The 16,936-nt window shown below is 60.4% G+C and carries 17 protein-coding genes; 8 read left to right on the top strand and 9 right to left on the bottom strand.

Annotation, left to right across the window (positions count from 1 at the left end; all coding sequences use genetic code 11):
* Positions 1-4: 4 nt before the first annotated feature.
* The 4 genes from FBY02_RS05500 to FBY02_RS05485 all read right to left on the bottom strand — a co-directional run bounded on the left by FBY02_RS05500 (position 5) and on the right by FBY02_RS05485 (position 5,792).
* Positions 5-1,237, bottom strand: a complete 1,233-nt coding sequence (locus FBY02_RS05500; RefSeq protein ID WP_144924953.1) for a hypothetical protein — start codon at positions 1,235-1,237, stop codon at positions 5-7.
* 61 nt (positions 1,238-1,298) lie between these two features.
* Complete coding sequence (locus FBY02_RS05495) at positions 1,299-2,555, bottom strand: hypothetical protein (RefSeq protein ID WP_144924405.1); 1,257 nt, start codon at positions 2,553-2,555, stop codon at positions 1,299-1,301.
* A 93-nt stretch (positions 2,556-2,648) separates the two neighbouring features.
* Positions 2,649-5,183 carry a CS1-pili formation C-terminal domain-containing protein gene (locus FBY02_RS05490; RefSeq protein WP_144924402.1) on the bottom strand — a complete coding sequence of 845 codons (2,535 nt, stop codon included), beginning with the start codon at positions 5,181-5,183 and terminating at the stop codon, positions 2,649-2,651.
* A 123-nt stretch (positions 5,184-5,306) separates the two neighbouring features.
* A complete protein-coding gene (locus tag FBY02_RS05485; protein WP_144924399.1) occupies positions 5,307-5,792 on the bottom strand; it encodes a CS1 type fimbrial major subunit in 486 nt (161 codons plus the stop codon).
* A 419-nt stretch (positions 5,793-6,211) separates the two neighbouring features.
* On the opposite strand from FBY02_RS05485, the gene FBY02_RS05480 reads away from it, so the two are divergent.
* The 4 genes from FBY02_RS05480 (at position 6,212) to purT (ending at position 9,543) form a co-directional block, all read left to right on the top strand.
* Positions 6,212-6,793 (top strand): PadR family transcriptional regulator, encoded by a 582-nt coding sequence (locus tag FBY02_RS05480; RefSeq protein WP_144924395.1) that lies wholly within the window; start codon positions 6,212-6,214, stop codon positions 6,791-6,793.
* A complete protein-coding gene (locus tag FBY02_RS05475) occupies positions 6,786-7,571 on the top strand; it encodes a siderophore-interacting protein (RefSeq protein WP_144924392.1) in 786 nt (261 codons plus the stop codon). Before FBY02_RS05480 ends, FBY02_RS05475 begins: the two co-directional genes overlap by 8 nt.
* 221 nt (positions 7,572-7,792) lie before the next feature.
* Entirely contained in the window at positions 7,793-8,260 is a 468-nt protein-coding gene (locus FBY02_RS05470; protein WP_144924389.1) for a VUT family protein, read from the top strand.
* A 101-nt stretch (positions 8,261-8,361) separates the two neighbouring features.
* Positions 8,362-9,543 (top strand): formate-dependent phosphoribosylglycinamide formyltransferase, encoded by a 1,182-nt coding sequence (purT, locus tag FBY02_RS05465; RefSeq protein WP_144924386.1) that lies wholly within the window; start codon positions 8,362-8,364, stop codon positions 9,541-9,543.
* Between the two features lie 202 nt (positions 9,544-9,745).
* On the opposite strand, the gene FBY02_RS05460 is transcribed toward purT, so the two are convergent.
* Positions 9,746-12,160: a glucose/quinate/shikimate family membrane-bound PQQ-dependent dehydrogenase gene (locus tag FBY02_RS05460; protein WP_144924383.1), complete on the bottom strand. Its 2,415-nt coding sequence runs from the start codon at positions 12,158-12,160 to the stop codon at positions 9,746-9,748.
* A 447-nt stretch (positions 12,161-12,607) separates the two neighbouring features.
* On the opposite strand from FBY02_RS05460, the gene FBY02_RS05455 reads away from it, so the two are divergent.
* The gene (locus tag FBY02_RS05455; RefSeq protein WP_024780901.1) at positions 12,608-12,838 is read left to right on the top strand and encodes a VF530 family DNA-binding protein; all 231 of its coding nucleotides are present in this window, start codon (positions 12,608-12,610) and stop codon (positions 12,836-12,838) included.
* Between the two features lie 3 nt (positions 12,839-12,841).
* The gene (locus FBY02_RS05450) at positions 12,842-13,468 is read left to right on the top strand and encodes a Pr6Pr family membrane protein (RefSeq protein WP_144924381.1); all 627 of its coding nucleotides are present in this window, start codon (positions 12,842-12,844) and stop codon (positions 13,466-13,468) included.
* A 35-nt stretch (positions 13,469-13,503) separates the two neighbouring features.
* Here FBY02_RS05450 and FBY02_RS05445 read toward each other — a convergent pair whose 3' ends face one another.
* From FBY02_RS05445 to FBY02_RS05435, 3 genes are read right to left on the bottom strand one after another with little or no spacing between them, the layout of a single operon-like run.
* The gene (locus FBY02_RS05445) at positions 13,504-13,713 is read right to left on the bottom strand and encodes a DUF1289 domain-containing protein (protein WP_144924378.1); all 210 of its coding nucleotides are present in this window, start codon (positions 13,711-13,713) and stop codon (positions 13,504-13,506) included.
* Positions 13,710-14,234, bottom strand: a complete 525-nt coding sequence (locus FBY02_RS05440) for a gamma carbonic anhydrase family protein (protein WP_144924374.1) — start codon at positions 14,232-14,234, stop codon at positions 13,710-13,712. Before FBY02_RS05440 ends, FBY02_RS05445 begins: the two co-directional genes overlap by 4 nt.
* 14 nt (positions 14,235-14,248) lie before the next feature.
* Positions 14,249-14,848, bottom strand: coding sequence for a CoA pyrophosphatase (locus FBY02_RS05435; RefSeq protein WP_144924371.1), 600 nt, complete (start codon positions 14,846-14,848; stop codon positions 14,249-14,251).
* A 145-nt stretch (positions 14,849-14,993) separates the two neighbouring features.
* Here FBY02_RS05435 and FBY02_RS05430 point away from each other — a divergent pair, with 145 nt between their 5' ends.
* Together FBY02_RS05430 and FBY02_RS05425 are read left to right on the top strand one after the other, a co-directional pair.
* The gene (locus tag FBY02_RS05430; RefSeq protein ID WP_144924368.1) at positions 14,994-15,545 is read left to right on the top strand and encodes an NUDIX hydrolase; all 552 of its coding nucleotides are present in this window, start codon (positions 14,994-14,996) and stop codon (positions 15,543-15,545) included.
* Positions 15,546-15,585: 40 nt separating this feature from the next.
* Positions 15,586-16,092 (top strand): murein L,D-transpeptidase family protein, encoded by a 507-nt coding sequence (locus FBY02_RS05425; RefSeq protein ID WP_144924365.1) that lies wholly within the window; start codon positions 15,586-15,588, stop codon positions 16,090-16,092.
* Between the two features lie 167 nt (positions 16,093-16,259).
* On the opposite strand, the gene FBY02_RS05420 is transcribed toward FBY02_RS05425, so the two are convergent.
* The gene (locus FBY02_RS05420; RefSeq protein ID WP_144924360.1) at positions 16,260-16,616 is read right to left on the bottom strand and encodes a DUF6124 family protein; all 357 of its coding nucleotides are present in this window, start codon (positions 16,614-16,616) and stop codon (positions 16,260-16,262) included.
* Positions 16,617-16,936: the final 320 nt, after the last annotated feature.

The raw sequence follows: 16,936 nt of genomic DNA, 5'->3' as shown, positions 1-16,936 counted from the left end.
CCGCTTAAACTTCCGAATCCCAGACCACCGTGACGTTGCCGCTATAGGCTTTTGCCCCGGAGTCGAGCATTTGTTCGACGTTGCTCTGGCCGACCTCGAAGTGCAGCGTTCCGGCTTTACGGTCGAGGTAGAAACCCGGCTGGAACAGCTCGGTACCGCTGCCGTCACGTAACAACGGGCGCCGGTCGACCGGTTGCCCACCGGCATCCGTCAATCCTTCGGGTAGGGTCACGCTGACGTTCACCGGCACGGCATGACCGGTGCCGGTGTCGGAGATCGCACAGGTGTTGCCGCTGATGATTTGGCATTCGATTGCCATCTTGAAACGCGAGGACGCAGAGATATGGAAGCGCTGGTCGCGAAACAGCCGCGTCGGCTTGCTGCCATTGCTCAACCAGGCTTGCCAGCCCTCTTGAGGCACCAGTTCGACCCGGTTGCCGCCAGGCGGAACCTCCACCTTGAGGGCGTGCTCCACGTTCAGTTTGAAATTGAGGGTAATCACCGAGTCAGTGGGCATCATCACATCGCCCATGTCGAAGTCTTGCCCCGGACCAACACCATAGGACACTGAACCGATGTATTGACCGGCCGACATCCTCAATGGATTGGGCGTGCGCAGTTCGTAGGCAAAGTTCAAGCCGTGGTAGGACATGCTGGGGATCTGGTAACTGGCCCTTTTGGCGCACACACCTTCAACCGGGGTCTTCCAGAAGAAAATGTAGACGAGGTCATTCAAGCCCGAATGACCCGAGGATTGGCAGGGTGAAGGCGCATACTTCCAACTGGAACCTCCCCATAACTTTGCGTGAGCGGTGCTCATATCCACGCCACCACCGACTAGATCAATGACGCTGACAGGGAGCTGGTAGTACGAGCCTATGCCGGCTATGCGTACTTGAACGATCTCGGTTTCACCTGTTCCTGTATGGGTCACCTGTGCCAGACGCCAAGTGGCTGGCATATGGAACATCGCCCCTTGCCGGGAATTACCATGGTCCGCCTGGATAGGTGCATTCGAGTGGGCGTTGAGGAGAAACTGGACACTGGAAATTTTCTCTCTCTCACACAGCGCCGCATAATTGAAGCAATAGCCTGAGACCGGTGTGGTGTTGAGAAAGGTATTGTCGTTGGGCTTCGAAGGATCCGGCCTGTAGACTGCGGTGATGTCCGCGCTCACGGCACTGACCGTCGACGCACAGGTCAACAACCCCACTAAGACCACACTACGCACTGCCATCGGTAAATGTTTCATCGATACCTCACCGTCCTTTCGCCTCAGGCTGGACAATCCATGCCCCTTAAACTTCCGAATCCCAGATCACCGTGACGTTGCCGGTGTAGGCTTTCGCACCGCTGTCGAGCATCTCCTCGACGCTGCTGCGAGCCACTTCGAAGTGCAGCATTCCCGGCCTGCGGTCGACATACAGGCCCGGCTGGAACAGCTCGGTACCACTGCCGTCACGCAGCAACCGACGGCGGTTGACCGGCTGCCCACCGGCATCCGTCAAGCCATCGGGCAGGGTCACGCTGACGTCCACCGGTACGGCGTGGCCGGTGCCGGCTTCAGAAATCGCGCAGGTGTTGCCGCTGATTTGCTGGCATTCGAGTGCCATCTTGAAACGGGAAGACGCGGAGATATGGAAGCGCTGGTCGCGGAACAGCCGCGTCGGCTTGCGTCCGCTGTTGAGCCAGGCTTGCCAGCCGTCCTGGGGCACCAGTTCCACGCGGTTGCCGCCGGGGGGGACTTCGATCTTGAGGGTGTGTTCGACGGTCAGATTGAAATTAAAGGTAAGGACCGGGTCGGAAGGGATCATGACATCGCCCATGTCGAGGTCCTGACCTGGCCCAATGTTATAGGTCAGTGACCCGGTATATAGACCGCTCGACATTTTCAGAGGATTTGGGGTGCGTAGTTCGTAGGCAAAGTCCAGATAATCGTAGGTAAAGCTGGGGATCAAAAAGCTGGCCTTTTTGGAGCACGCAGCTTCGACCCTGGTTTTCCAGAAAAACCGATATGTAGTCGCATTAAGGCCTCCATGGCCGGTATACCCGCAAGGTGTGCCGGGATTCACCCAGCTATGGCCGTAGCCACCCCACAACCGGTTATGAGCCAATGCAAGGTCAATGTTCGGATTACCTATCAGGTCAAGCACGTTCATTGGAAGTCGATACCTCGACCCGATGCCTGAAAAGCGTACTTCGACGGTTTCGATTTCCCCCGTTTCGGCATGAGTCACTTGTGCGGTACGCCAGTTGGCGGGCACCTTGAAGGTCGCCCCTTGCCTATAATCGGTATGGTTCGCCTGGATAGGGCTGTTCGAATTGAAACTGATAGGCAACTGAATGCTGAATATCTTCGTCGCAGCGCAATCTGCCGGATAGAAAGTGCAGTAGCCTGAAACCGGTGTGGTATTGGTAAATTGATTCAGGTTTGGCTTCGAAGCATCGGGTCTGAATATCGCGCTGATATTCTGACTCGCCGCATTGGCCACCGGCACGCAAGCAAGCAACAACAGCGAAACCACGCTGCGCACGGCTACCGAAAAAGGTTTCATCTATACAACCTCATACATCAATGCAAATCCCTGCAAGTTGGAAGGAAAATCCTTGCGTGAGGAACGACCCTTGCTCCCCACCACACCCAAAAATCAAGAGCGCTGCCAGTCCTTACCGGCCTCGGCCAACGAGCTGTCAGCCAGCGTGTCTGGCGTGCACCGCAGATCGCCGATCATCAACACGTCGCCATCGTCGCTGGCGCTTTCCGGGTCGAGGCGGAAGCGGCAGAACAGCTCGTTGCCGTAACGCACTTCCAGGGTCGGGGACGCGGCGTTCATTTCCATGGAGAAGAACCCGTCCGCCTCGCTGACTCCACGGCTGGCGTGGTTGATCACGTGGTGACCCTTGAGCGGTTCACCGTTTTCGTCCAACAGGCGACCGAGCACGGTCACGGTTTTCATCACGCTGACCTTGCGGTAGTCCACGCCGCCCTTGTTCAGGTGATAGCGAGTGCGAGCAGGCTCAATGTTCGCTGCCGGTGGATGGACGCCTTCGAAGTCGAAGGTCACCATGCTGTTGCGGTAGGCGGTGATCGGAACGAAGTTGCGACCCGGATGCAGGGTGGTGCTGCCGCCTGTCAGATCGTCGGCACGCAGGACGACATTGTCCAGGTCGGTCTCCACGTCGACGATCATCCCCGCGCCACGGCCATGGGGCAGGCCGGTGAGTACAGCCTTCTGCCCGCCCACGGCCACGGTGCTGCTCAGGTTCAGGCCGCCGGTAAGGTTGTCGTTGTAGGACGAGCGCTGCAGGAAGCCATCGCCATAGAGGGACTCGGTGCTGAAGCTGGCGATGCCGGACAGGCCTACGCCATAGGTGTCGGCCAGCGCGGTGCCGGAGACGCTTTGCAACACATGGTCTTCGAGGTCGCGGCGATAGGTCAGCGACGCGTTGTTGTCCCGGTCACCCTCGCGTGAGGTCCGGGTGCCGATGCTGCCGGACCAGTATTCGCCCGGCCCACCCAGGGCCACGCTGACGCTCAGGTCAATGCCGCGGTTGCGTCGGTCGTTGGTGCTCGACGTGCCGGGGCGATCGAACAACGACACCCGCCAGTTGGCGTCGCTACCGCGCAGCTTGCCGCGCTGGGTCCAGCCCAGGTCCAGGCCGGTGCCCTGGACATTGCCTTCGCTGTAGGCAAGCCGTCCGTTGATAGACGTCTTGTTGCTCAAGCGATGATTGACCGACAGCGACGAGTTGCTGGTCTGGCCGACGTAGACGTTGCGCTGACGGATGCGCGTGCCGTCCGGCAGGGTTTCGTAGGTGTTGCGGGTGTCCAGCCAGCTGCGGTTGTGGCTGGCGACGACGCTGCCCTGGCCGTAGCTATAGAGCGCCTGCAAGTCCATGCCATTGCCGTACTGTTCGGTGTGATAGACGTTGGCGTATAGGCTGGTACTGCTGGCAAGCGTCCAATCCACCGAGGTGCCCACCTGCATCTTGTCCTGCACCTTGCGGGTAGAGGCGCCCAGGATCACCCGGGGATGCAGCAGGTAGTTGAGGCCGAACCCTGCCGTCGTGAAGCCTGAAGGCTGGTCATCCCAATTGCTCCAGAGGCGGGTTTCCCGGCCCGCGAACAGGTTGTAGCGCCAGCGGTCCTCGGCGTTGCTCCAATTGTTCGGTTTGTAGACCAGCTCCTGGCTGGTGGCGGTGGTTTGCCCGTCCTCGATCAAGCGGACTTCCACTTCATAGATACCGCCGGGCAACGGCCGGGTATCGAGACTCTGCAAGCCTGCGGCGACGGCCTGGGTGTTGATCAACAGGCCATTGCGATAAATCTCCACCGAAGCCTGGCGGCTGGCGGTGACATAAATGGGGTAGACGCTGGGTTTGGGATTGTCGATCGCCAGGCTGTCGGAGCTGCCGAACATCAGGCCCAGGGCGGTATCCGGGTTGGCGCCGAAGGAGCGTATCTGGCGATTCAAGCCATCGGAGCTGGGGGTGAAGTAACCCAGGCGGAAGAAATTGCCTTCCATTTCCCGCTGGGTGAACAACTCATGGACCGCGTGATACAGCTTGTCGTCCGGCCCGCCAAGACGCGAAAGCTGGAGGTCCAGCGACTGGCTCCAGTTGCCGACGCTGGAACTGGCGTTGAGGCCATAGCGCCCGCCTGTGTCCTGCTCCTGGCCGCCATTGAGATTGAGCTGGTTGTTGAAGATCAGGCCGAGGCTGCCGCCTTCCGGTTGTTCGTAATAACGCTGGGTTTCGATACCACGCTCGATGTCGCGGGTCAGAATCGACACCAACGAATTTTCCAGGCTGTAATGCACCGCCAACAGTCCGGCCGTGCAGTTGGTCTCGCAGGCGCCCAATACCATTCCCTGCTTGAGCCGTTGCTCCCATTGCTCGCGCTCAACGGCCTTGATGGTGCTGTCCTGGGTGTCGTTGAACTCAAGCAAGGTGATGCGATCATCGCGCGTCATGACCACCATGGCTTCACCGAGAAACTGTTGATTGAGTTCAATACGAACCGCGATGGGCACATCGAAGAAGTGGGATTCAAACTCCGCCGGCAGGCCCTTGGCCTGGGACAGCAGGCTTCTCGGCGTCGTACCGGGGGCAGTCGGTGCGGCCAATGCGCTGACGCACATCAACAGCGCGAGCGCACTCGCGATGGGTGTCATCGGTAACATCAACGGACTCTCATAATCAGCGAGCTATCGGGGTGTTTCAGGTACGGGCCGACCCGTCGGGGAGAACCGGTCGACCCTGCATACCCGGGGAAAGAGGTGAAACTCACCGGGCAGCGAATGGCCTTACGGGCGCGGCACGGCGTCGAAGATGACGGTCATGTCGGCGGTGTACAGGCCGTTCTGAGTGTTGAGAGGCTTGGCCGGGAGGATGACCATTTCGGCCTGGGTCCCTGGGGTGGAGGTTGCATCGTCTACCACTTCCTGGGACATGGCGGTCAGAGTGACGCCGTTGAAAGTAGTGGTCAGGGCGATGGCGTCGCTGCCGTTGTACAGCGAAGCCGGGCCGCCTTCGATGTAGGCATTGACCGAACCGACGGTGTTTTTCACATCGTAGGTCTGACGCAGCGAAGTCAAGGTGCCGCTGACCGTGTTGTAGGTCATGGTCTCGTCCTTACCCCAGTTCCCGTCACGGGGCTGCACGTGGAACTGCTCGGTCGGAATGTTCGCGGTGATATGAATGGACGAACGTGCGTCGTCGGCAGCGAAAGCCAGCGAAGAACTCAGGGCCGCAGTGGTCAGGGTGGCTGCGGTTACGATTTTCATGAGCATTGTTTAACACCTGTTCATAGCAATAAAGAGAGAAGGGCCGAAGTTGCGCACCAATACAGCTTGGCGTGCCCCTTCAACGCCGGTGCATGATCGTCGCTCTTTAATTAAAAATAAGCAGGAAAGTTCGCAGAGTCATGTAGTAAAACGCGCACGCTAAACTACGAAAAATATGCATTTTTCGACAAAACGCAACTTTGAATGTAAGAGACTTCCGACATTCTCACTAGTTGCGGTTAAAACACCCAGACGCCCATCCGGTTTCGTCCCGCACCCACAAGGGATTCAGGTAAGGTCTTGTTTCACTTCAAGTATGACGCAACCGAGATATATCTTTTAACAAAGATATATCTATAGTCGAAGATATATCTGAAGTCAAAGATATATCTCGATTCTATTTATGCAGAACAGAGAGTAGATAGATGACAGCTCCTTATTACCCTCCCACTCGCGAACAACATCATCGTGATGGTTTCGAACGGCGCCCACCCGGTCGAGAGCGCGGTGGGCGCGGTCCACGAGTGTTCGCTGCGGGCGACCTGAAGTTGCTGTTGTTGGCACTGATCGCCGAAAAGCCTTGTCACGGTTATGAGCTGATTCGGCAGATCGAAGCCATGTTCGACGGCGCCTACACCCCGAGTCCCGGCGTGATCTACCCCACCCTGACCCACCTGGAAATGAGTAAGATGGTCAGCGGAGACGCCGAGGGCGGTAAAAAATGTTACAGCGCAACCGACGCTGGACGTCTGTTCCTTCACGACCAGGCCGAGGCGATGGATGGCGTGCGGATACGCATAGAAGCCAGCAAGCGCATCCTGCGCGAGCAGGATCGACCGGCTGAAATCCACGAAGCGGTGGGTAACCTGCGCCGGGCCCTGCAGAGGCACCAGGATCGCTGGAGCCCGGAAGAAATCCAGCGGATACGCGATCTACTCAACGACACCGCCAAAGCCATCAGTGACGGCGCCGCCCGTCCACCCGTTTCGGAGCCAAGCGATGACTGAAATCGATCCAAACACCATTCACCGTGTCAGCCACGAGATCAAGCGTCGTCGCCTGCAAGTATTGCGGGTGGTAGACCTGACACCACGCATGCGCCGCATCACCGTTGGCGGGCCGGAACTGGCCGGGTTTATCAGCCTGGGCACGGATGATCACGTGAAAGTGTTTTTCCCGCAGAACGCCGAGGAACGGGCCGCCCTGGAAACCTTCGACCCCAGCGCCGGCAAGGCCCAGGGCCCGCTGCCGGAAATGCGCGACTACACCCCGCGTCGCTACGACCTGGAGGCCCTGGAGCTGGATCTCGATTTCGTGCTCCATGGCGACGGTCCCGCCTCGACCTGGGCGGCCCAGGCTGAGCCCGGGCAATCACTGCACATCGGAGGGCCTCGGGGCTCGATGATCGTGCCGGACATTTTCGACAGTTATCTGCTGATCGGTGACGAAACCGCCCTGCCCGCCATCGCCCGCCGCCTCGAAGGCCTGACGCCCAACCGGCGTGCGCTGGTGGTGGTGGAAGTCGAAAACGGTGCCGAGCAGCAAGTCCTGCAAAGTCCGGCGCAGGTGCACGTGATCTGGGTACTGCGCGAAGGCCGCCCGGACAGCCTGTTGACTACCGTGCAGCATCTGGACATGCCGGGCGGCAAGCTCTACGCCTGGGTCGCCACCGAAAGCAAGGTGTCACGGCAGATTCGCAAGGTGTTGCTGGAGGAGAAAGGGTTGGACCAGGACTTTGTGAAGGCGGTGGGGTATTGGAAGGCGGAGGGTAGTGAGGAGGATTGAGAGACTGGCGGCTGAACTACCCTGTCCCTCTGAACGGCCCCCCTGTGGCGACGGGATTTATCCCCGCTGGGCTGCGCAGCAGCCCCCATCACAGTGGACTCAATCTGCCTGATACACCGGGTTGGCTGGTTTTAGGGCTGCTGGCGCAGCCCAACGGGGATAAATCCCCTCGCCACAGGCTTATCATTCGCCTTCGAACTATTTGCTGAGCCAGGTTCCCCATGCTTTTCCTGATCGCCTACATCAGCAGCGTCGTGCTGATCAACTACGCCTTTTCCGCCGCACCGCACCTGGACATCATCTGGTCGGCCTGGGGTGGCCTGGTGTTCGTCCTGCGGGACATGGTGCAGACCAGGTTCGGCCATGGCGCCATCGCAGCGATGCTGGCGGCGCTGGTGTTGTCCTATGTCACCTCGGACCCGACCATCGCTCTGGCCAGCGCCACAGCGTTCGCGGTGTCCGAGTGCATCGACTGGCTGGTGTTCACGATCACCAAGCGTGCGTTGCATGATCGGTTGTGGATCAGCTCGGCACTGAGCATTCCCCTCGACACCTTCATTTTCTTCGGCCTGATCGATGCCTTGACCCCACCGGTGGTCATCACCGCCCTGGCCTCGAAATTCGCCGGGGTCACCGCCGTCTGGCTGATCATGGCCTGGCGCTTACGTCGGCAGGTCATGGCCAATTGAAGCCAAACCCCATGGTTCATGTAAAATGCCGCGCTTTCTCCCTATGGGAAGCTCGCCCGGCGCGCAACCCCGATGATCCGCTCCTGTTTGAGGACCTTCAGATGACCCGTATCGGAACTCCCTTGTCGCCCACCGCGACCCGCGTTTTGTTGTGTGGCAGCGGTGAGCTGGGCAAGGAAGTGGTAATCGAATTGCAGCGCCTGGGCGTGGAAGTGATCGCCGTGGATCGCTACGCCAATGCGCCGGCCATGCAAGTGGCCCATCGCAGCCACGTGATCAACATGCTCGACGGCGCCGCCCTGCGTGCGGTGATCGAGGCCGAGAAGCCGCACTTTATCGTGCCGGAAATCGAAGCCATCGCCACCGCCACCCTGGTGGAACTGGAAGCCGAAGGCTTCACCGTGATCCCCACCGCCCGCGCCGCGCAGTTGACCATGAACCGCGAAGGCATCCGGCGCCTGGCCGCCGAAGAGCTGGGCCTGCCGACTTCGCCCTACTTCTTCGCCGACACCGTGGAGGACTACCGCAAGGCCGTTGAAACCCTCGGTTTCCCATGCGTGGTCAAGCCGGTGATGAGCTCGTCAGGCAAGGGCCAGAGCCTGCTGCGCAGCAGCGACGACGTACAGAAAGCCTGGGACTATGCCCAGGAAGGCGGCCGCGCCGGCAAGGGCCGGGTGATCATTGAAGGCTTTATCGACTTCGACTACGAGATCACTTTGCTGACCGTGCGCCATGCCGGCGGCACCACCTTCTGCGCACCGGTCGGCCATCGCCAGGAAAAAGGCGACTATCAGGAGTCCTGGCAACCCCAGGCCATGAGCCCGGCGGCACTGGCCGAATCCGAGCGCGTCGCCAAGGCGGTGACCGAGGCCTTGGGCGGACGTGGGATGTTCGGCGTCGAGCTGTTCATCAAGGGCGACCAGGTGTGGTTCAGCGAAGTCTCTCCGCGTCCCCACGACACTGGTCTGGTGACGCTGATTTCCCAGGACCTGTCGCAGTTCGCCCTACACGCTCGCGCCATCCTCGGCCTGCCGATCCCGCTGATCCGCCAGTTCGGCCCGTCGGCATCGGCGGTGATCCTGGTGGAAGGCCAGTCGACCCAGACCGCTTTCGCCAACCTGGGCGTCGCCCTGAGCGAACCGGACACCGCGCTGCGTCTGTTTGGCAAACCGGAAGTCAACGGCCAGCGCCGCCTGGGCGTGGCCCTGGCCCGCGACGAATCCATCGAAGCGGCCCGTGCCAAGGCGACCCGCGCGTCTCAAGCGGTGAAGATCGAGCTGTAAGTTTGGCTACTACCCTGCTGTATTGATCGTTCCCACGCTCCGCGTGGGAATGCCTCTGCGGACGCTCCGCGTTCGGCTCTTTGGGACGCGGAGCGTCCCGGGCTGCATTCCCACGCAGAGCGTGGGAACGATCAAGTGAAAATTGGCGCAAAAAAGGCGACACCCGCAAAGGTGTCGCCTTTTTCATTGCTACCGGCCTGGTTTAATCCGGCAGTTTGTAGGCAATCACATAATCCCCCTGCTTCGTCCCCAGGGAACCATGACCGCCAGCAACCACCAGCACGTATTGCTTGCCGTCCTTGCCGGTGTAGGTCATCGGCGTAGTCTGGGCGCCGGCGGGCAGGCGGCCTTCCCACAGTTGCTTGCCGTTTTTCACGTCATAGGCACGCAGGTACTGGTCAAGGGTACCGCTCAGGAACGCCACGCCACCGGCGGTGGTGAACGTGCCGCCCAGGCTCGGTACGCCCATGCTCAGCGGGATCGGTACTGGCGAGCTGTCACGCACGGTGCCGTTCTTGTGTTTCCACAGGGTCTTGTTGTTGGTCAGGTCGACCGCTGCCACATAACCCCAGGCCGGTGCCTGGCAGGGCAGGCCCATGGGCGACAGCAGCGCTTCGAGGATCACGCCATAGGGCGCGCCCTTGTTTGGCTGCACGCCTTCGGTTTCGCTCTTGCGACCCGGGCCACCGGCCACTTCGGCCGCCGGTACCAGCTTCGACTTGAACGCCATGTAGCTCGGGTTGACGAAAGCGATCTGGCGCACCGGATCAACCGAGATACCGCCCCAGTCGAACACCCCGAAGTTGCCCGGGTAAACGATGGAACCCTGCAGCGACGGCGGCGTGAACATGCCGTCATAGCGCAGCGACTTGAAGTCGATCCGGCAGAGCATCTGGTCGAACGGAGTCACGCCCCACATGTCGCGTTCCTTGAGGACCGGCGGCACGAAATTCAGGTCGGACATCGGCTGGGTCGGCGACGTGTGGTCGCCTTCCACCGCGCCTTGCGGCACCGGGATCTCCTTGATCGGGATGATCGGCTGACCGTTGCTGCGGTCCAGCACGTAGATGCTGCCCTGCTTGGTCGAGGCCAGTACGGCCGGTTTCACGCCGTCGGCGGTCTTCATGTCCATCAGGGTCGGTTGACCGCCGACGTCCATGTCCCACAGGTCGTGGTGGGTGAATTGGAAGTACCAGCGGACCTTGCCGGTGGCAATATCCAGCGCGGTCAGGCCGGCGGAATATTTTTCCGATTCCGGGGTACGCAGGCCACCGAACTGGTCGGGGGTCTGGTTGCCCATCGGCAGGTAGAGCATGCCGAGTTTTTCATCGACGCTGAACATGGACCACATGTTCGGCGAGTTGCGGGTGTAGGTCTGGCCTTCGGCAATTGGCGTGGTGTCGTCCGGCTTGCCGCTGTCCCAGTTCCACACCAGCTTGCCGGTGTGCACGTCGTAGGCGCGGATGACGCCGCTGGGCTCGTCGGTGGAAACGTTGTCGGTGACGTGGCCGCCGATCACCACCAGGTTCTGGGTGACGGCTGGAGGCGAGGTCGAGTAGTAACCACCCGCGGTGAAGCCACCGATGTTGGCGGTCAGGTCGACCTGGCCTTTGTCCCCGAAGTCTTCGCACATCTTGCCGGTGTCGGCATTGAGGGCGATCAGGCGGGTGTCGGCAGTCGGCAGGAAAATCCGGCGCGGGCACACCGTGCTGGCCGGCGTGGGGCTGGCGGTGCCGGTGGGGCTCTGCTCGGCAGAGGCATACACCGCGTCATCGTGATAGGTCACGCCACGGCAGGTCATGTGTGCCCAACCCTTGAAGTTTTCCGCCTTCTGCGTGGAAAGCTTCGGATCGAAACGCCAGATTTCCTTACCGGTTTCAGGCTCCAGGGCAATCACCTGACTGTGGGGTGTGCACACGTAGAGCATGCCGTTGACTTTCAGCGGGGTGTTTTCAGCGGTGGTCTCGCCCGGATCGTTCGGCCCCGGCAGGTCGCCGGTACGGTAGCTCCAGGCTTGCTCCAGCTTGCTGACGTTCTGGGGGGTGATCTGCGCCAGCGGCGAATAACGATCGCCATGGGCGCTACGGCCATAGGAGTTCCAGTCGCCGTCGGGCATTGCCGGTGCGGTGTTGGTCATGCCCGCGACGTTGTCGCGGTCCAGTTGCCCCTTGATTTCACCCGGATTGGTGAACTGGCTGGCAAGCGCCGCGACACCGGCGATGACCACGGCGGCGCCCAATGCGCGGGTGCCCATGGGAGACGCGTCGGCCGTCAGCAGCGGGCGGCGGAACCATGGCAACAACATGACAATGCCCAGGGCGAACAGCATCGCCAGGCGCGGCACCAGTTGCCACCAATCCAGGCCCACTTCCCATAAAGCCCATACCGTACTGGCGAACAGCACCAGCGCATACAGGCCCAGGGCCGCCCGGCGGGCCATGATCAGCAGCACACCGGTCAGGGCCAGGCCGATACCGGCCAGCAGGTAATACCACGAACCGCCAAGCATGCTCAGCTTGACCCCGCCGGCCAACAGGGCCAGGCCCATCAATAGAAGCAGAATGCCGAGCAGGCTCGGTAGCAGACGGCCTCGATTCGAAGCACCTTCAGTGCTCATAGTGTGATTCTCCGTGATATTTAAGGAGTCCCGCGCAAGTAATCACTTTAGATGACGATCCTGTGCGGGCATGGTTCAGTAAAAAGTCTCCAGACATTGCAGCGTCCCTTGTGGGAGCGGGCTTGCTCGCGAAAGCGATTTCACAGCCGCCGTTTCAGTCGACTGACCACCGTTTTCGCGAGCAAGCCCGCTCCCACACAAAGACAGCGCTGTCTTATAAAGACGGAGCATTCAGGAGAATTCTTGGAACGCAAGGCCGCAGCGGCCTTGACGCCTTAGAAGAACCGTTTCAGCAGACGGCGCAAGAATAATGTTCCACTCCCGATAGAGAAAGCGCTTTTGCCGACATGAATCTTTTCGAAACCGGTAACAGTGTTGCCGCTAGACTTCCAACCCATGGGCACCTCGGCTAAGGTGCGCGCCTATTCCCTTCACGCACATACCTCCATGACCGAACAGCACAACAACCCCCTGCACGGCGTGACGCTGGAGCAGATCCTCAACGCCCTGGTGCAGCACTACGAATGGTCGGGCCTGGCCGAACGCATCGATATCCGGTGTTTCAAGAGTGACCCGAGCATCAAGTCGAGCCTGACCTTCCTGCGCAAGACGCCGTGGGCGCGGGAGAAAGTCGAGCGGTTGTATATCAAGCTGATGCGTACCAAGCGGCCGGTCTGAGTCATGAACCTTCGACAGCGCTTCGTATCGGTGGCGGCGCTGCTAGGCTGGGCTGGATTGAGCATCCAGCTGTATTTGGTTCTGCTGGGGCGTTGGGAACTGGGCGCGAGCCTGCTGGGCGGCCTGGTGAATGTCTTCAGTTTCTTCACGGTACTGACCAACACCCTGGTGGCCGTGGTGTTGACCTGCGAAGTGACCCGCCGCGAATCGGCCGCCCGGCGCTGGTTCCTGCGGCCCGCCGTCTGCAGCGGTATCGCCGTGAACATCGCCTTGGTCGGCCTGGCCTATAACCTGCTGCTGCGCCATCTGTGGCAACCCGGAGGGTGGCAATTCGTGGCCGACGAGTTGCTACACGACGTGATGCCGCTGCTGTTCATCGCCTATTGGTGGCAGTGCGTGCCCAAAGGCACCTTGCGCCTGGGCCACATCGGCCTCTGGGTGATCTACCCCGTGGTGTATTTCGCCTACGTCCTGTTGCGGGGGAGTTTCCTGGGGGCATACCCCTACCCTTTCATCGATGTGGCGAACCTGGGTTATCCACAGGTGTTCATCAATGCCGGGGGCATATTGCTGGGGTTTGTCGGGATTGCGCTGGGGATGGTGAGGTTGGATCGGTGGCGGGCTCGCTAGAGATTCATCCCCTCGCCACAAGGGTTCCTCATGATTCAGGACCTTCCCGGCAACATCCACACCAACCCGCTGGCCTTCGCCCGTTCATGACACAAGGCCAATACGCTACGCCGTTCATCGTTGTCCATGCTGCGCCAACGGGTGATTTCGGACACGGTGCGCTGGCAGCCGGTGCAGACGTCGTCATCGTCCAGCGAGCAGATGCTCACGCAGGGCGATGGCACCGGACGTTCGACGCTGTTCATGATTCCTGCTCGGCCAGGTCGCGGCCGTAGCGCTGCGCATTGTGGACGTAATGCGCAGCACTGGCCTCGAGCATCTTCTTCTGGGCCTCGGTCAATTCCCGCACGACCTTGCCCGGCGAGCCCATCACCAACGAACCGTCGGGGATTTCCTTGTTTTCACCGATCAGCGCATTGGCGCCGATGATGCAGTTTTTGCCGATTTTCGCACCGTTGAGGATCACCGCATTGATGCCAATGAGGCTGTAATCCCCCACCGTGCAGCCATGGAGCATGGCGTTATGGCCAATGGTCACGCCGGTGCCGATAGTCAGGGGAAAGCCCATGTCGGTGTGCATCACCGTGCCGTCCTGCACGTTGCTGTCCTTGCCGATCAGGATTAACTCGTTATCGCCGCGCAGCACGGCGTTGAACCAGACACTCGCGCCTTCTTCGAGGCGGACCTTGCCCACCAGCGTGGCATTGGGCGCGACCCAGCTCTGTGGGTGGGTTTCGACACGGGCTTCGCCCAGGCGGTATTTCATGAGGATCCTCGGGCTCAGGTATCGATAAAGCTTCTGGGTGGTTTGTGCAGGTCAATGCCGGCGTCGAACAGCAGGTTCACCAACTCTACGATCATGATCGCCGTCAGGCCCCAGATCTTGTACTCGCCAAAGCGGTAACTGGGCACGTACCAACTGCAGCCCTGGTAATCGATGCGATGGGTGTGTTCGCGGGGATCCTTGCGGAAAAACTCCAACGGTACGTTGAAGACCGCGGCAATCTCGGCATCGTTGGCCTGGTATTCGACGAAATCCGGAATCACCCCGACATAGGGGGTGACCTTGATGCCATGCAGCGAAATCAACGGGCTGAGTGGGCCGATCACTTCCACCAGGCCGGGGGGCAGGCCGATTTCCTCTTCGGCTTCACGCAGGGCGGTGAACACCAGGTCCGGGTCCTCCGGGTCACGCCGTCCACCGGGAAAGGCCACTTCGCCGCCATGGGTCGAGAGCCCGCTGGCGCGTAAGGTCAGTACCAGCTCCGGCTCGTCACTGCGGGTGATCGGCACCAGCACCGCGGCTTCAGGGAAACGTCGGTCGACCTGCAGGTCACGCGGGGTATGGTTGCTTACTCGATGCAGTAGCTCGTCCAGCATGAGACTTCTCGATTTATTCGCTACCTTGCATCATGCACCAATCGTTCAAGCCGCCCAACCCCCGGACTGCGTCGTGTCGCGAAACGACAACTTGCCGACACCCGCCCCGCACGCCAAGATAGGCGCAGCATTCAGGAACCCAAGCATGAAATTCTGCAGTCAGTGCGGTAACCCGGTGACCCAGCGCATACCCGAAGGCGACTCGCGCCTGCGCTTTGTCTGCGACACCTGCCACACCATCCACTACCAGAACCCCAACATCGTGGCCGGCTGCGTACCGACCTGGGGCAGCAAAGTCCTGCTGTGCCGCCGCGCCATCGAGCCGCGACGCGGTTACTGGACGCTGCCGGCGGGCTTCATGGAAAACGGCGAAACCGTCGAACAGGCCGCCGAGCGCGAAACCGCCGAGGAAGCCTGCGCCCGGGTGCGAAATCTGAACATCTATACGTTGATCGACGTGCCGCACATCAGCCAGGTGCATGTATTCTTCCGCGCCGAGCTGGTGGACGAGGATTTCGCCGCCGGCCCCGAGAGCCTGGAAGTGAAACTGTTCGAAGAAGCGGACATTCCCTGGGACGAACTGGCCTTCCGCACAGTGGGCCGGACCTTGGAATACTTCTATGCTGACCGACGAACCGAGCAATACCCGGTGCGATCCGAATCGATCCCGCCGCTGGCTCAACCTGCCAAGACCTGAAAAACCATACCGTCACCACACCTCTAGGGATACCGTTTCAATGCGCTGGTTGCTTGTGCTGTTCTGCTTGACGTTCGCTGCTGTGTCCCAGGCTTCTGCGGTGGGAACCTACGACGGCAAGCCCATCGAAAAAGTGCTGGTACTCAAGTCCGCTCATCAATTGCAATTGATCAACGACGGCAAGCCGCTCAAGACCTATCGCATTTCCCTGGGCAAGGGCGCCAAGAAAGGCCCCAAGCTGATCGAGGGCGACAAACGCACCCCCGAGGGTTTCTACTGGATCGACTGGCGCAAGGTCAGCGACCGGTTCTACCTGTCGATGCACATCTCCTACCCCAACATCAGCGACGCCGCCCGCGCCCGCCGTGAAGGCGTGGAGCCGGGGGGCATGATCATGATCCACGGCACGCCGGATTCCGAGGAAAACCCTGAACAGCTGTTCCACACCCTGGATTGGACCGATGGCTGCATTGCCATGCGCAACGTCGATATGCGCGAAGTCTGGAATCTGGTACCGGATGGCACGATGATCGAGATTCGGCCGTAGCCTCTGTCTCTTATGTGGCAAGCGCTTGTTGAGGCATGGAAGCCTTGTTGCGACATGAAAGCTTTTGTGGCGAGGGGATTCATCCCCTCGCCACAGGGGGTCCACACATCTGTGAACACCCCCCTGTGGGAGCGAGCCTGCTCGCGATGACGCCGGCCCTTACGCCATCAAACCCGTAGCTCCACCCGATCCAGCGCCTTGTCCGCCAACAGCGCGCCCAACTCAATCATCTGCGCCACCCCCAGCGCCACATGTCGCCGCGAGCCGTCAAGGTCGAAGGCCAGGTCGCTGAGCATGGCATTGGCCGAGGCCAGGGTTTCGCTGAGGTTGGCCAGCAGGACTTCGGTGTCGACAGCATCGCTCACGTTGAACAATTGCGGCGAGGGCTTGGGTTCTGGCGGGTTGTCCTGGGGTTTGAGGTAATGGTCCAGCGCACGATCAGCGGCTTCTTGCAGCTTTTCGGGGGCGTAGTCGCCGTAGGGGAAGGTGGCTGCGGGCTTGCGAACGTTCGAATCATCTTTCAAAGGGAAACTCCTTAAATTAACGGAGCCCAGGACAAACTGTCCGGGCCAATACCCTGTGATTCTTCGGTCGGTCAAGCCCGGTCACTGAACTGGCAGCGACACCCAAAGGCTAGAGCCCTCGCTTCCGAGGGACAACCCTAAAAACGTGTCAGAAACTTCGATGCGTCTGACAGACCACCCTCGCCGCATGAGGATCATTCACACAACAAAAAACCCGGCCTAAGCCGTAATGCTGTTCACTTAAGCATTTGAGTCCAAGCCGGGCTTTCTAGAAAATCCGATACCAGTCCTCTGGTATCGGATTTTTTATGCCCATTCAG

Origin of the sequence: Pseudomonas sp. SJZ078, from assembly GCF_007828255.1 — a bacterium.
Lineage (GTDB): Bacteria > Pseudomonadota > Gammaproteobacteria > Pseudomonadales > Pseudomonadaceae > Aquipseudomonas.
This window is presented reverse-complemented; position numbering and strand designations above follow the sequence as displayed.